The organism is Paenibacillus alkaliterrae, from assembly GCF_021532375.1.
Classification (GTDB): domain Bacteria; phylum Bacillota; class Bacilli; order Paenibacillales; family Paenibacillaceae; genus Pristimantibacillus; species Pristimantibacillus alkaliterrae.
In genome coordinates this window covers 68,486-83,769 of sequence record NZ_JAKGAP010000016.1, presented here as the reverse complement: position 1 = coordinate 83,769, position 15,284 = coordinate 68,486, and the positions used below count along the sequence as shown (strand labels likewise).

The following is a 15,284-nucleotide window of genomic DNA, read 5'->3' as shown; positions in this document are numbered from 1 at the left end:
GTATCCCTTAACCTTGTTAAACCATAAAAACCCGCGCAAGGAGGGGTGACAAACATTGAAGGGCAGCGACCATAAGAGCAAGTTTTTATTGACGCATCGTGAACGCGAGGTATTCGAGCTGTTGGTACAGGATAAGACAACAAGAGATATTGCTCAACAACTATTCATCAGCGAGAAGACTGTCCGCAACCATATTTCCAATGTCATGCAAAAGCTGAACGTAAAGGGTCGTTCACAAGCGGTTGTCGAGCTAATCAAGCTTGGTGAGTTACAAATCTAACATAGCAGTTTTATCGGACAGCATAGAGGTATGCTGTCTTGTTTTGTGTGGAGCTTGATCAAATGGTAAGCGTAACGCCAACATAACAAGTGCGATATGATTTATTTATATTTTTCTTTCATCACCTTAGGAGCCTTACCAAAATCGATCGCAATTTTTCCGGTTAATTCGGCTACCTCTTGTGCAAGAATTACGGCATTTACGCCACATGAAATAAGTGCGATGTCAAATGTGTTTTTCATTGTTGTTACTTTTTTTAAGGTATGATTCAATTGTCTGTAATGAGAAAAGGGGATCGTCGCAGTCACATGAAGGTTATAGGGATGCCTCTCCAGGATTGATTTTATATGATCGGGATTTTTATTAATGATAAGGATTCTTTTTTCCTTGAGAATATTCCAGAACGATGGCTTGTGAGGTATAATCCGGTTTATGCAAGCATTACACGTTAGGTTCGGTTTTATTTTAAAATGTCGGAAAACCCGATTGGTCAATCTTCTTTTCAGATATTGGGGAGCCGCGATCATTCGATCGTTATTTGGAAGTATGCCAACGATAGTCGCTTTTCGAATGGACTGAACCATCTGGTTTCTGATTTTTAAATTTGGAAGAGATATTCCTTTCTCCCCTCTTTTCGACCTGATCGCCCATGGCTGCTTCAGAACTTTTACTAGCGGCCATACCGAGTTTTGTGCCAGTACGATGTTTTCACCGTCGCCAATTCTGATCAAAGACAACGGTCTCTTATGTTCCAAGGCCAGCTTCAAATGCATGATGACTTCGGATATCGATAATTCTCTGGACATTATATTCCTTCCTTTCGAATATGAACCGTCATAAAGAACGGGCGCTCATATAAATCTCTTCAATACGGCGTTTACTTTCGACCGGTTTGCCTCGAACTTTCGCTTGGACAGCAATCTCTGATTTAATGTATTTCGTTGATGTACAACAACCATATAGTTCCGCATTCCGTTCTTATTCAGGATTTCATGTTTAAGCTTAATGACGGCAGGATGTCCGCCGGGAAGACTGTATCTTTTTCCTTAAGATACTCTCTAGTTTTGTATATCAATGTATAAAATGGGGGCGAGGATTTCGTTATGGCAGCCACGCGATGGCGCAAACTGTCGTAAACGTATCCCTTTTGGTTAATAAGAGCACAAGTATCCGGCTTAGGATGATAATTATGACCCTCAGAAGCTTTCGCATACCGGATAAGAACCGTGAACTTTTGGTTGGCATATCCGCTTCGTCCTTTCAATCCATGTTTGCCGGTTATTATATTCGGGCAGTGCTTGGATTGTTGACAACTTGATCAGTTCCATAAACTCATCGGCTTCTTGTTCATCTTGGATTTTCGATGAATAGAGATTCTTTAATCATATACAAGACTAGATCGTCATCTACGCGGACGGAGCTGCCGGGTTCGACGGGTTCATTTGCATACGTGATTCCTCTGCCGTCCGGAATGAAGCCTCTCCTCGCGTAGATTCGTTGCGCGCTTCCATAGCTCGTATATAGCCCCACGCCGATTCCAACGATTCCGTACTTCTTGAACGCAATTTGTTCAATCGCCTATATTAAAGCATTGCCTATTCCAAGTCGCCGTAATGTGGGAACGACATCAAAGTTGTTGATCTCAGGTATTCCCTTCTGGAAAAAATATTTAACAGCAACACTGGTCAGACTGAAATTCATATTAATGTGCTGATTTATTCATTGGTTGAACAATTTTCCCACCATAGAAATGAGTTGTCTCAGGTAGCTACGACGAATACCTGAAGTTCAAGAATGAGGTATTCAATGAGCGTAAATGACCGCTATTCTGTGAAGAGGTCTAAGACAGCGCTTCGTCGCCTATTTACGTTCCAAAGGATTGACCATGACCAGGTATATCAATTGTCATATTAAGACACTATGAATTTTATATTTAGGGCAGTTTTTCTCTGAGTGAGGATTAATCTGGACCCTATGTCAAGGACACTTAAAAAAAGAGTGGTATTGAACAATTAGGAAACCAATAATAGATGATTCCTGTACTGAACGGATGCTCCCCTTCGATCCTGACAGCAAGTATGCGGATGTGATGGAAAGAGCGCTGTATAACGGCACCATCAGCGGCATGTCGCTGGATGGCAAGAGCTTCTTCTATGTCAATCCGCTGGAAGTTTGGCCGGATGCCTGCAAGCGCCCCGATAAAATGCATGTGGAATCTGTCCGTCAAAAATGGTTCGGATGCGCCTGCTGTCCTCCGAATATCGCCAGACTTATTGCTTCCATTGGAAAGTATATTTATTCACAAAGCGGGGACAAGGCGTATGTGCACCTGTATGTCGGCAGCGAGACTCAGTTCCAAGCCTCAGGACAACATGTCAAGTTAACGCAGACGACAAATTATCCGTGGGATGAACAGATCCAGATTACCGTTTCGCCGGAGAGAGAGGCTGAATTCACCTTGGCCTTGCGGGTCCCCGGATGGTGCGACGGAGCTCAATTGAAAGTAAACGGACAAGCAATCCATGTTGACGCTGTACTGAACAAAGGATATGCTGAAGTCAAGAGAGTATGGAGTGAGGGAGATCAGGTGGAAATCGTTCTGCCGATGCCTGTGGAGCGAATTCAGGCCAATCCAAACGTACGCGTAAATGCGGGTAAAGTGGCGCTGCAGCGCGGTCCTGTCGTATATTGTCTTGAAGAAGTTGACAACGGGGCAATATTGCAGGATATATGCCTGTCCCACCATGCCGAGCTTCAAGCAAAGTTTGACCCTGAGCTTCTCGGCGGCGTTGCCGTCATTACCGGTGATGCGGTGCGCAGCGATCATTCCAACTGGCAAGGAGAGCTTTATAAGAAGGCGAAATATAGCGAGATGCCTGTTACCATCAAGGCTGTACCGTATTACGCATGGGCTAACCGCGGAGCTGGCGAAATGCTAGTGTGGATCCGGTCTTAGACCAGTATATCCGATAAATGATTCCGTGAGCTGCATATTGTACTCCATTCGTTTGGAACAACATGCAGCTCCTTTACTTCCATATGTCAAAGGAAAACGTCATTTTTATCTACTAATGCTTTTCAACTGCCGTCCCCGAATCAAATGTTATCTTTTTGAGCTTTACCGTATTCGTGGTTGAGAGGAGGAAAAATATGAAGTTTATAAAAATCGATATCCAAAAACCGTTAACTTATATATCCGGCGGCCAATTTGTCGCAGACGATGTCTGGACACATACCAAAAGGAACATTGACAGCCTGGAAATCATCATAGGAGTTAACGATATTCTTTATATTCAACAAAATGACATAAATTACGAGGTGCATCCGGGAGACGTTCTGCTTATTATGCCGAATCAAGTTCATCAAGGCTTCAAAGTATGTTCCAAGGGAGTCTCCTTTTATTGGTTTCATTTTTATTGTCATCATGACTTCGAAATGATCAATCATGATGAAATGGAAATGGAAGTTTCTCAAATGAAAACAAATCCCAATACAGATCGTTCCAACCCGACGCTCTATTTCCCTGTTTTCTCGACCCCTTCTTCGATTGAGCGTATCAATATATTGTTTCACCAGCTGCTCCATGTCGGGAATTCTAATTACTATACCAATTATTGCGCGCATTATTTACTCACCTCTTTGCTTCTTGAATTATCAGAGCAATCCGTAACGGATTTCTATTTGTCCAAACAGAGAGATAAAGGCGATATTAATATGGCGAAAATGTTGGAGTGGATCAGAATTCATGTGTTGGAGGACATTTCATTGCATTCCATTTCGAAGAAATTCAACTATAACAAAGATTATTTATCCCGAACATTCAAACAGAAAACAGGCAGAAATTTGATGGAGCATATTCATTTGTTGAAAATTTCGAAAGCAAAGGACATGCTTGCCCGAACAACCTATTGCATTAAAGAAATCTCAAGCGCGGTAGGCATACAAGATGAAAAATATTTTATGAAACTATTTAAAAAATATGAGAAAATAACGACCTCCGAATTTCGAAAAGCCTACTATGAAACCCATATGAATAATAGTTAACACTGTTGAAAAACATCATTTTTGACCACCAATTATTGCTTTTTGTCTACCTACAAACACGGTTTGTAATGATAGTATAAAAGTAGCAAACCAACACCCCCAATGACAGACAATCTACATAAATATACCATTTTCCTCCTACTTCAAACGGAATCCGAATCATTCCTTTTAAACGCACAATCACATCATTTTTTGCTTAAATATACAGCTGTGTAATTTTTCTGAAAGGGAGAATTTCAATGACTGCAACGGTTAAAAAACAAAGGAATCAAGAAGATATCCTGACAAGGGGACGCTTTGACTTGAGGCTTAAGAATGGTGCTGTTACAAGCCTCAAATATTTACGTGATGAGTATGATACCGATCACATGGGTCTGAATAAGCGGTTTGGAGACATATTCGTAACTTACAGAAAACCGGACGGCGATTGGATCAGTATAGATACACTGAAATTAGCCGAGAAGGGACTTGTCAATTCTTGCGCTTCCGATTATGGCTCAAAGTACAATGCAAGCTTTCTGGAAGAAGAAGAGGAACCCGCATCCATTCAAATAAACCTTTCCTATGAACTTGATGACAAAGGCATGTATTACACGATCCATATTGTGAATAACGGCAGCGATCTCGTTGAAATCGGCGATATTGCGATACCTTTCCCCATGAATTCTTCATTTGAGTGGGGGAAAAAACCAACGGAGAGCGTGTTCAGGCACAGCTTTGTGTCAGGTCATGGCTCCTATATGTTCTGGATGCGCTGCAATAGTGTAGGTCCGTATCTCACCATGACGCCGATGGGCAATACAAAGCTTGAATACTTTGACATGTACGATGAGAATGAAACCAAACAAGGGAAGCCTCAATTTAGGGCACTTCAATATAGGGCATTCATTCACTCTTCTGCGCAAGGTCAGGTTGCCAAACAAAAGGGCTCTAATTGGCGCCAGGACAATACAAGTATAACCCTTGCTCCCAAGGGATCCGAAGGAGATTCGGTGTCTTACCCGTTTAAGTTTCAGTGGGCGTCGGACTATGATGATGTAAGGCGAATTATCGTTGAAGAAGGGTTAATCGATGTACAGGTTATCCCCGGCATGACCGTTCCTAATGATTTATTCGCTAAATTCTACCTTAGAACAAATGAGCCGATCGACTCTGTAACGCCCGAGTTTCCCGAAGAAACCGAGCTTGCTTATATCGGCAAAAAAGGCGAAGACTTGCATCTATACAAGGTGAAATTTGCAAAGCTTGGTGAAAATCTCATTACCGTGAAATATGGCGATGGAAAACATATGGTGTTGGAATTCTTCTCTACGGAGCCCGTCGAGACACTGATAAACAAGAGAGCTGCCTTTATTGCCAAGTGTCAGCACCGGGATCCATCCAAATGGTATAACGGCCTAATTTCGGAATGGAATATGGAAACGCAAACCTTGCTTGGACCTGACAATTATGACAGGATCAAGGGCTGGCGGATTTATGAAGTGACCTGTGATGATCCGGGACTCTGCAAACCGGCTTACCTGGCCGCCAAAAATGCAGAATATCCTGAACAGAAGGAAGTAGAGGCACTCGACTATTATATAGAACACTTTGTTTGGGGCGGACTTCAAAGGACGGATGAGGAAGAATACGCTTATGGAATATACGGTATTCCTGATTGGAATGTTCTCCGTTCCAGCGAAGATGAAGGACCAAAGGGAAAGCTGCATATATGGAGAATTTACGATTATCCCCATATTATGCTTCTTTATTGGAGCATGTATAGAATCGCGAAGAATCACCCTGATATAAGAGTGGATTTAAAGAAGGAAGTTTATCTTGAACGCGCTTACAGAACCGCTGTCGCCATGTTTACGATTCCGGTAGAAACAGGCGATTGGTCAGCTTATAAGACAGGACTTTATAACGAATTGGTTATTGAAGACGTGATAAATGAGACAGCTGCCATTGGCTGGAAAGAAAGATCGATAAGACTTGAAAGGCATTGGAAGAAGAAGGTAAGCTCCTTTATCATCGAAAAGCCCGACTTGTTCGGTTCTGAGTATCCCTTCGACTCAACCGGCTTCGAAAGCACCCATGCAATAGCCAAGTATGCCCTTTATCATTCGGTAAAGTCGGTGAATGAAATAACAGATAAATTTGCTGAATCGATGATTACATATAGTAATGCTTTAAAATTTATGGAAGCACAGATGGAAGCCAACATTTTCTGTCGAGGCTGGCTTGAACCGGCATATTATTTGTACGGCAGCGATTACAGGGCCAGCGGAAATGCGGAATATACTTTAAGCTATATGTCGCAGATGGGGGGATGGGCGCTGCTTGATTATGCGCTGAATTATAGCAGCAGCCCATTTGAACACCTTCGTCTGGGTTATGCTTCGATGTTGAGTTCATGGGCGTTGATGAATACCGGCACGCCGGAGAGCAATTACGGTTATTGGTACCCGGGAATAGGTAATGACGGCGGCGCAGGCGGAGGGTTTGAACCATCACCTTACGGTAACACTTGGCTCGATCAAGAGCATCAGCGTGGCTCATGGTATTATTCTTGCGAAATGGACCTTGGGTACTGCGGGGCATTGCGCGGGGCCGCAACGTTGCTTGCCGATGATCCAATATTTGGACTTTTCTGTTATGGCGGCGATAACAAGGAGGTTGACGGCGGCTTTGAGGTCACGATGAAGGATGGAGTAAGAAGAAGGTTTCATGTGTTGCTTGGAGGGCAAAAAATCCATCTGCATATAGATACGGACCATATCTCTGCCACGAGACCGATTTATGTGAAGGAAGATTTATCGGAGATGTTTTTTGAGATTGAAAGCTCTACTGTTGTTGATCACACGGTTATGTTGACCCTTTCAGGCTTCTTAGAAGGAGTGTACGAAATTTATGTCGATAACAACAAAGCATTTTACATAAAAGGTGTTGAACAGTCAGTTATACCTGTTGCTATAAAACTGCAAGGTGTGACAGTCCGCATAAAGAAGAAATAAAGTTTCTGCAATAAAAGCGATGAAAAAAATTATGGGAGGTATGTTTTTTATGAAAAAGTATTTAATTATCATACTGGCGCTTGTCATGTTGTTAGGGATGATTGGCTGTAATAATAACTCCGATGAGACGGTAAAGGAGGAAGAGTCAACGGTAACGGAGGATGCGGACAATGGACAATCTCTTCAAGTTAACGAATACGGCTGGGAAGTTCCAGAGAAACCGCTAAAAATAACTTTTTACGCAGGTTATGATGATCAAGCGGAAGTTGACAAGATTGCTGAGCCAATGGCCAAGTTTTATAAGGAAAAGTTCAATGTGGAGATCGAGAAGATTGTCTACAGCATTGATATGAATGAAAAACTCAATCTTATGCTTGCCAGCGGTGATTATCCTGAGGTCATCACCAATATGGATGATGAGATGGCGGAGAAGTTTATCAGACAGGGGAAAGCTATTGATCTTACTTCTTTAATAGAAGAGTATGCTCCTAATATTAAGGAAAAGTTAGGCAAATATATGAATCTACTTAAGGCGGATGATGGCAAAATTTATAAGCTTCCAAGAGGTTGGGGCGAAAATCCGAATGTAGCCGGCTGGGACTTTGGCGTACGTTATGACTGGTGGAAAGAAATAGGTTCCCCGGCGTACAAGACACCAGAAGAGTATTATCAGGTCGTTAAGCAAATTATGGACAAGCATCCTACCAATGCTAATGGTGAGAAGGTATACGCTTTATCGGATAATTCCCAGGGTGCAGCTTTATATGGCGCCATGCTGTCAGCGTATGGATTCAAGAACGGCTATAAAGTAGATGAAAGTGCCGAACAGTTCACACATTGGATGAATACACCCGAAGGATATGACATTGCCAAGTATATCAACCGTTTCTATCGCGAGGGAATGCTGGATCCTGACTTCTTGAGCAATAAATTCGAAGACTGGCAAGCAAAAGTAATGAATGAGAGAATTGTCGGAAACATTGGGACATGGTGGCATTTATGGGTAGCAGGACAAGAGGCATGGTCACAGCAGGAGCAGGAAAAATACAATATTGAAAAACGCTATATGAATGCAACTGTAAAAGCTCCTAACGTTGAGAACGCGACAGATGTAGCTTCGGATTTCCTTGGGAATTACAGAGTCATTATTACGGATAAGGCGAAAGATCCTGAAAGTATTATGAAATGGTTTAACTGGGAACTCAGCGGGATCGGGACCATGATTACTGGTTATGGACAACCGGATCCGAACAATGTTTGGGATATTAAAGACGGAAAGTGGATGTTCAACGATAGCGCATTAGATTATGCGAAGAAAAATGAAAACTACCATGCGGTCAAGGAGAAATTCGGGGCTCAATCCTTCTGGATGGTTGCACCCGCCGGTTGGTTTAAAGATGAGCATCTTGACACAAGGGTTACGAGAGTAAGTGTGTATGACATGTGGCCAGTAACTTCTGACGGAAAATTCCTTGACGAGGGTGTAAACATGAGCTGGGCAAATGTGGAAGGCAAAAGCTGGGATTCTACTTTGTATAGAGTGACCTTTAAAGCAGATGACCCTATTACGAACATTAACCAAACGATTAAGGATTCCTTGCTTTCGGAATGGGCGAAAATGATTACAAGCAAGTCGGAAGCCGAGCTGGAGGAAAACTTTAATAATTCCCGTGATAAGCTGAACAAACTGGGGCTTCATGACCTTGAAGAGTTCTATGCGGCTTCCTATAAAGCAAATGTTGAAAAATTAAATCAATAAAGACGCAAAAAAAGCTTGGATAGTATTGATAATTATCAATACTATCCAAGTGATTTTAATTAGAAAGAAGGAGACCTATGCAGGAGATACAGACAAAAGCTGCGAGCACTAAACAGAATACAGAGCTTCTGGACAGGTTAAGAAAAATTAGAAAACGTCTTTATCGAGAGAGAGAATTGTGGTTTATCAATTCATTTGCTTTAGCGTGGGTCATCATCTTCGCTTATGTTCCTATGTATGGTATCATCTACAGTTTTTTTGATTATTTCCCAGGAAAGAAGCTTAGTGAATCCGAGTTTGTAGGTCTTAAATATTATATAGAATTTTTTACGCTGCCGGATGCCTGGCTTATTATTAGGAATACTCTCGTCATAAGCGGATTAGGTCTGACCATAGGATTTGTATCCCCGATTCTACTAGCTCTATTCATAAATGAGATAAAAAGCTTTAAGTTTAAGAGGCTTATACAGACGATATCTTACCTTCCCCACTTTGTATCATGGATCGTGGTAGCAAGCATTATATTTACAATGCTGGGAAGCGAGGGTATTGTAAACGATGTGCTGATGAAGGCAGGTTTGATTAATCAGCCGTTGTCTATTCTCGGGGAGGGGAAATACTTCTGGGGGCTGCTAACGACTTCAAATATATGGAAGGGTGTAGGCTGGGCGTCTATCATCTATTTAGCTGCGATTGCCGGCATCGATCAAGAGCTTTATCAGGCCGGAGCTGTTGATGGGCTTGGAAGGTTTGGAATGGCCTGGCACATTACGCTTCCCGGGATAAGGCCGACGGTCATCTTGCTGTTCATTCTTGGCATCGGCAGCTTGCTTAACGCTGGATTTGAGCAACAGCTGCTCTTGGGAACACCAATGACACGGGAATATCATGAGGTTATTGACACATACGTGTACAGGTACGGTATACAGCTCGGAAGGTATTCGTTCGCAACGGCAGTAGGATTCATGAGTGCAATTATAGGGCTGGCGCTTGTATTAATTACGAATAAGCTTTCGAAAAAATTGACCGATTATTCTATCATCTAATGGGGAAGGGAGAGAACGCTGATGAGAGCATCATATGTAAAAAACAGTACGTCAGGACGTATATTCGATGTTTTTAACGTCCTATTTATGGTTATTCTGGCATTTGTTATGGTCTATCCCTTCTGGAATCAGCTTATCGTTTCATTTAATGATGGAGTGGATACGGCTAGGGGAGGTCTATATTTCTGGCCAAGGGAGTTTACGCTTGATAACTATCATTATATGTTTGAGAAAAGTAATCTGGCAAAAGGTGCACTGATCTCCATATTAAGAGTTGTAGTAGGTACGGTGACAACTTTATTTTTTTCAGGTCTACTGGCGTATGTCACAACCGTAAAGTGGTTTTCCGGCAGAAGATTTACGAGGTTTCTGTTTTTGATAACATTGTATTTTAGCGGAGGTCTGGTGCCGACTTATCTGTTGATTAACAAACTGAACCTTATGGATACATTCACTGTATACTGGCTGCCGAGCTTGTTCAGCGCTTATTATATGCTGCTCATATCTTCATACATGTACAACCTGCCTGATGCTTTGGCGGAGTCGGCAAGGATAGACGGGTGCAATGAGCTAATGATCTATATGAAGATCATAGCTCCTTTGTGCATACCGGTGTTTGCGGCGGTTGCGGTATTTAGCGCTGTAAGCCACTGGAATTCCTGGTTTGATGTTATTCTGTATAATTCTTCAGGTAAGTGGGATACATTGCAGGTCTATTTAAGGAAGATTCTGTTGGATGTTGAGCAAGTAGGTAAATTAGCGGATGAGCAGAAGCAAATGGCTGAAATGAGAAAGCTCACCCCCCAATCCATAAGAGCGGCCACGACCATGATTGTTACACTTCCTATTATGCTTTCCTATCCTTTCTTTCAAAGATATTTTATGAGCGGCATTACCATTGGAGCTGTAAAAGAATGAATATACCAAACAAGGAGGAAATGACATGTTAGCAGATATGAAAGCAGGGACGAAAGCCAAAGCTTTCGATTTGAAAGATGTAGCCGTTTTGGGCGGACCGTTCAAGCATGCGATGGATTTGAATAAAGAATATTTGCTTCAACTTGAACCGGATCGTTTGCTTGCAAGATTTAGAGAGTATGCAGGATTTGAGGTGAAAGCGCCGCAATATGAAGGATGGGAGGCCATGAGTTTATCGGGTCATACGCTCGGACATTACTTGTCCGCTTGCTCCATGCTCTATGCGTCATTAGAGGATATCCGGTTTAAAGAGCGCGTCGATTATATTGTGGATGAACTGGAAATTTGTCAAAATGGGCACGGAGACGGATATGTTTCGGGAATTCCGCGAGGGAGAGAAATTTTTCTGGAAGTTGCTTCCGGTGATATCCGTTCGAAAGGTTTTGATTTAAACGGCGGATGGGCTCCTTTATATACGATTCATAAGCTGCTGGCGGGTTTACGCGACGCTTTGCGCCTTGCCGGTAATGTAAAGGCATTGCAGGTAGCGGTTAAACTGGCGGATTGGCTGGACGGGATTTTCGCCAAACTGACTGACAATCAAATGGAAGAAATGATGATATGCGAGTTCGGCGGTATGAACGAAGTATTGGCGGATTTATACGCCGATACCGGGGAAGTGAAATACCTTAGATTGGCGGAGCGATTCTGGCATAAGCTGGTTTTGGATCCGCTTGCCGCACACGAGGATTGCTTACCAGGAAAGCATGCCAACACGCAGATCCCTAAACTGATCGGCTTGGCAAGAGAATATGAGTTGACGAATGACGTGAAACGTAAATTGACGGCGGAATTTTTTTGGGACCGCGTAGTGCACCATCATTCCTACGCGATCGGCGGAAACAGCTTCGGGGAATATTTCGGAGAGCCGGATACGCTTAATGACCGCCTTGGGCCGCATACGACGGAGACATGCAACACCTATAACATGCTGAAGCTGACAAGGCATTTATTCCAATGGAACGGTTCGGCCAAGGAAGCCGATTATTATGAACGGGCTCTATTCAATCATATATTGGCATCGCAGGATCCGGTGGAAGGCGGGGTAACGTATTGCTTGTCATTAGCCATGGGAGGCTATAAAGATTATAACGATAAGTTCGAGCACTTTACTTGCTGCGTCGGCACGGGCATGGAGAATCACGCGAGCTACGGCAGCAGCATTTATTTCCATAGTGACGAGAAGCTTTATGTGAACCAATATATTCCATCCTCGCTGAATTGGAAGGAGAAAGGAGTTACGCTGGTACAACAGACAGATTATCCTGAGGATGACCGGATTGCGATTCAAATATCATGCAAAGAGCCTGTGAACTATACGATGTGCATTCGTTATCCGTTCTGGGCGGAGAAGGGAATCGAAGTGAAAGTGAACGGTGAAGCTCAGCAAATAGAAACCGAACCGGGCAGTTTTGTGGAGATCGCACGCCGTTGGATCGATGGAGATCAAGTTGAAGTAACCATTCCAATGACGCTGCGGCTTGAGAGCATGCCGGACAATCCGAGCCGGGCGGCTGTTTTGTACGGTCCATTAGTGCTTGCGGGAGAGCTGGGACCGCTGAACGATCCGGATGCATTTAATTTTCTCTATACGCCGGTCCTGATTCCGAACCATAAAGCGCTGACGGAATGGCTGCAGCCTGTTGAAGGGAAAACGAACACATTCCGCACAGTAGAGGCCGGTTATCCGCGAGAGGTCGAGCTTTATCCATTCTATCGGATGCACGATAAGCTGTACTCGGTTTATTGGGATTTATTTACGGAAGAGGAATGGGGGAAGACCGAAAATGAGTATCTTATCGCACGAAAGAAAATAAGCATTCTGGAACAATGTACGGTTGATTACGCTCAGCCGGGAGAAATGCAGCCGGAGCGCGATCATAACTTTCAAGGCGATGTGACGCGCGTCGGTTTACTGAACAATCGGGCCTATCGCAATGCGGGACTCGATGGCTGGTTTTCTTATGATTTGAAGGTGCGTCCAGAAACCGCGATGATGCTCGTCATTACTTACACCGCTGCTCAAGAAATGCCGGCTTGTGAATTTGATATTCTTGTAGATGGAAAACCGTTGACAGATGTCCAAGAGGGCTTTAGCGAAATGGAAAGGTTTTATAATGTTAACTATGTTCTTCCCGAAGAGAGCATTAAAGGGAATGAAATCGTGACCGTTACTTTCCAAGCTCACCCGGGGCATAGAGTTCGGAGAGTGTTCGGCTTGCGCTTGGTAAGCAGAGAACAATACATACAGTTTGGCGTGAATGGGCTATAAAAACTTCGAGCGCATAGTTATTTGACGATTCCACCTAATAGCATTACAATAAACAGTGTTGAATCATAATGCTGCTGAATTTCAAAATGTTGTTAGAGGATCGATGAAATGGACTTAGGAAAAAAGATCAGAAAAATCAGAAAAGAACAGAATCGAAATTTAGAAGATATTGCTAATGCCTGCGGTTTTACGAAAAGCTTGTTATCCAAAATCGAGAACGGCAAAACGGTTCCGCCTATAGGCACGCTCATCAAAATTGCCGAAGCTCTGGGCACGAAAATATCCGTCCTCTTGGACGATCATGATCAGGGCGGCACGGTTCATACGACGAAAGAGATGAGCCTGCAAAAGCTTGTCAAAACGGAAAAAGGATACTCATTTTCTGCATTGGCCGTCGAACGTCAGGAGAAGTTAATGCAACCCTTCTTTTTTATTGCCAAAAAAGGAGAAACCCCAAAAAGAACAGTATCTCACGTGGGAGAAGAGTTCATCTATGTTCTTGAAGGGAAAATGAAATACAAAGTAGGAAATGTAGACTACACTTTATCTCCTGGTGACAGTCTGTACTTCGATTCTCTTGAAGACCATGCTTTTACTCCGATTTCAGAAGAAGTGAAGTATTTATCCGTTTTCAGTTCCAATTCAAAATCAGAATAGATATACAACAAACGAGTACGGATTATGGTTTGAAATGAGGTTAAACAATGATGGCAAATCCATTCGAAAACCGGATTCACAGAACCGATGAGCTGATTGAGCAAAATGGTTACGATGCGTTAATCGTGGCGACGGCTGCAAACTTCTATTATTTTACCGGAGTATGGATCGACCCTCACGAACGATTGTTGGCCATTGTGTTTCGCAAAGGCAAAGATCCGATCATCATCGCACCCGTGATGCATAGAGAGGATTTCTCACAAAACACTTTGGAATGTTTTTATTGGCAGGACGGCGAAGATGCAATCGCCAAGCTGGCGGGCTTTCTCTCGGATTCGGGTATCGTGTCAATAGATAATTTGTGGCAGAGCGCCAATTTATTAACCTTGATGAAGTATAAGCCGAATGTCCGTTATGTGGAAAGCGGTGCTATTTTAAATGCGCTTCGCCTGATTAAGGACGCATATGAGCTGGAATGCATCCGTAAATCGGGCGCTACGGCCAGCAAAGTCATGGAAGCGGTTGTTAAGAAGGTTATCCCGGGTATGCGCGAAATCGATCTCGTTGAAGAGTTAAAGACGCTTTGGAAGCATGAAGGCGTGTACGCCCTTTCGTTTGAGCCGATTGTCGGCGCCGGTCCGAACGGCGCGAACCCGCATCACGCTCCCGGCGGTACGCGAATTCAAGCGGGCGATATGGTCATTATCGACATGGGCGGGCTGATGGACCGTTATTGCTCCGATATGACCCGAACGGTCGGTGTGCAGCAAGTCACATCCAAGCAGCAAGAAGTATACGAGCTGGTAAAAGCGGCCCATCTCGCTGGTTTCAAAACTGTCAAACCGGGTATCCCTGTCGGGAAAATCGATAAAGCGGTTCGCAAAGTGATCATGGACGGCGGATACGGCGAATATTTCACCCACCGAACAGGCCACGGACTCGGTATTGAAATTCATGAAGAGCCGTCGATTCATAGCGCCAATGAGCTCATCGTTCAACCGGGTATGGTGTTCAGCATTGAACCGGGCATTTATTTGCCCAACCAATTCGGTGTGCGGATTGAAGATATCGTAATTGTGACGGAAAATGGCTGCGAGTCTGTAAACCAAGGGGCCACAAAAGATCTTGTTATCGTATAATCATTGAAGATAGATTAAGGTGCAACCGATAAAGACGGCCAGATTGGCGGACCCCCGCTCGTTGCGCCGTCTTTTTTTTCGCAGCGCCCTCTCCGCGTTACCCGCAGGGTGAT

12 protein-coding genes are annotated in these 15,284 nt (G+C 43.6%); 10 read left to right on the top strand and 2 right to left on the bottom strand.

All coding sequences use genetic code 11. The annotated features are described in order from the left end of the window. The first annotated feature begins 55 nt into the window (after window positions 1-55). Window positions 56-280 carry a helix-turn-helix domain-containing protein gene (locus L1N85_RS08930; protein WP_006040330.1) on the top strand — a complete coding sequence of 75 codons (225 nt, stop codon included), beginning with the start codon at window positions 56-58 and terminating at the stop codon, window positions 278-280. Between the two features lie 101 nt (window positions 281-381). Here L1N85_RS08930 and L1N85_RS08925 read toward each other — a convergent pair whose 3' ends face one another. Then, the gene (locus L1N85_RS08925; RefSeq protein WP_235237203.1) at window positions 382-1,086 is read right to left on the bottom strand and encodes a GT-D fold domain-containing glycosyltransferase; all 705 of its coding nucleotides are present in this window, start codon (window positions 1,084-1,086) and stop codon (window positions 382-384) included. Window positions 1,087-1,686: 600 nt separating this feature from the next. Beyond that, window positions 1,687-1,845, bottom strand: a complete 159-nt coding sequence (locus L1N85_RS08920) for a hypothetical protein (RefSeq protein ID WP_235237202.1) — start codon at window positions 1,843-1,845, stop codon at window positions 1,687-1,689. Window positions 1,846-2,330: 485 nt separating this feature from the next. On the opposite strand from L1N85_RS08920, the gene L1N85_RS08915 reads away from it, so the two are divergent. The 9 genes from L1N85_RS08915 to L1N85_RS08875 all read left to right on the top strand — a co-directional run bounded on the left by L1N85_RS08915 (window position 2,331) and on the right by L1N85_RS08875 (window position 15,171). Further along, window positions 2,331-3,236, top strand: coding sequence for a glycoside hydrolase family 127 protein (locus tag L1N85_RS08915; protein WP_268818212.1), 906 nt, complete (start codon window positions 2,331-2,333; stop codon window positions 3,234-3,236). 194 nt (window positions 3,237-3,430) lie between these two features. After that, the gene (locus tag L1N85_RS08910) at window positions 3,431-4,324 is read left to right on the top strand and encodes a helix-turn-helix domain-containing protein (RefSeq protein WP_235237201.1); all 894 of its coding nucleotides are present in this window, start codon (window positions 3,431-3,433) and stop codon (window positions 4,322-4,324) included. A 239-nt stretch (window positions 4,325-4,563) separates the two neighbouring features. Beyond that, a complete protein-coding gene (locus L1N85_RS08905; protein ID WP_235237200.1) occupies window positions 4,564-7,320 on the top strand; it encodes a DUF5695 domain-containing protein in 2,757 nt (918 codons plus the stop codon). A 19-nt stretch (window positions 7,321-7,339) separates the two neighbouring features. After that, the gene (locus tag L1N85_RS08900) at window positions 7,340-9,079 is read left to right on the top strand and encodes a type 2 periplasmic-binding domain-containing protein (protein WP_235237199.1); all 1,740 of its coding nucleotides are present in this window, start codon (window positions 7,340-7,342) and stop codon (window positions 9,077-9,079) included. 77 nt (window positions 9,080-9,156) lie between these two features. After that, window positions 9,157-10,125 carry an ABC transporter permease gene (locus tag L1N85_RS08895; protein WP_235237198.1) on the top strand — a complete coding sequence of 323 codons (969 nt, stop codon included), beginning with the start codon at window positions 9,157-9,159 and terminating at the stop codon, window positions 10,123-10,125. Window positions 10,126-10,146: 21 nt separating this feature from the next. Further along, window positions 10,147-11,043 (top strand): carbohydrate ABC transporter permease, encoded by an 897-nt coding sequence (locus L1N85_RS08890; RefSeq protein WP_235237197.1) that lies wholly within the window; start codon window positions 10,147-10,149, stop codon window positions 11,041-11,043. A gap of 25 nt (window positions 11,044-11,068) precedes the next feature. Beyond that, window positions 11,069-13,375 carry a glycoside hydrolase family 127 protein gene (locus L1N85_RS08885; RefSeq protein ID WP_235237196.1) on the top strand — a complete coding sequence of 769 codons (2,307 nt, stop codon included), beginning with the start codon at window positions 11,069-11,071 and terminating at the stop codon, window positions 13,373-13,375. Between the two features lie 108 nt (window positions 13,376-13,483). Continuing rightward, the gene (locus L1N85_RS08880) at window positions 13,484-14,032 is read left to right on the top strand and encodes a helix-turn-helix domain-containing protein (RefSeq protein WP_235237195.1); all 549 of its coding nucleotides are present in this window, start codon (window positions 13,484-13,486) and stop codon (window positions 14,030-14,032) included. A gap of 47 nt (window positions 14,033-14,079) precedes the next feature. Then, window positions 14,080-15,171, top strand: coding sequence for a M24 family metallopeptidase (locus L1N85_RS08875; protein WP_235237194.1), 1,092 nt, complete (start codon window positions 14,080-14,082; stop codon window positions 15,169-15,171). Window positions 15,172-15,284: the final 113 nt, after the last annotated feature.

Excerpts from the sequence above, each read along its gene's own strand:
- L1N85_RS08925 (WP_235237203.1), bottom strand. The coding sequence starts at position 1,086 with ATGTCCAGAGAATTATCGATATCCGAAGTCATCATGCATTTGAAGCTG.
- L1N85_RS08910 (WP_235237201.1), top strand. The coding sequence starts at position 3,431 with ATGAAGTTTATAAAAATCGATATCCAAAAACCGTTAACTTATATATCC.
- L1N85_RS08890 (WP_235237197.1), top strand. The coding sequence starts at position 10,147 with ATGAGAGCATCATATGTAAAAAACAGTACGTCAGGACGTATATTCGAT.
- L1N85_RS08895 (WP_235237198.1), top strand. The coding sequence starts at position 9,157 with ATGCAGGAGATACAGACAAAAGCTGCGAGCACTAAACAGAATACAGAG.
- L1N85_RS08885 (WP_235237196.1), top strand. The coding sequence starts at position 11,069 with ATGTTAGCAGATATGAAAGCAGGGACGAAAGCCAAAGCTTTCGATTTG.
- L1N85_RS08905 (WP_235237200.1), top strand. The coding sequence starts at position 4,564 with ATGACTGCAACGGTTAAAAAACAAAGGAATCAAGAAGATATCCTGACA.
- L1N85_RS08915 (WP_268818212.1), top strand. The coding sequence starts at position 2,331 with ATGCTCCCCTTCGATCCTGACAGCAAGTATGCGGATGTGATGGAAAGA.
- L1N85_RS08880 (WP_235237195.1), top strand. The coding sequence starts at position 13,484 with ATGGACTTAGGAAAAAAGATCAGAAAAATCAGAAAAGAACAGAATCGA.
- L1N85_RS08900 (WP_235237199.1), top strand. The coding sequence starts at position 7,340 with ATGAAAAAAATTATGGGAGGTATGTTTTTTATGAAAAAGTATTTAATT.
- L1N85_RS08875 (WP_235237194.1), top strand. The coding sequence starts at position 14,080 with ATGATGGCAAATCCATTCGAAAACCGGATTCACAGAACCGATGAGCTG.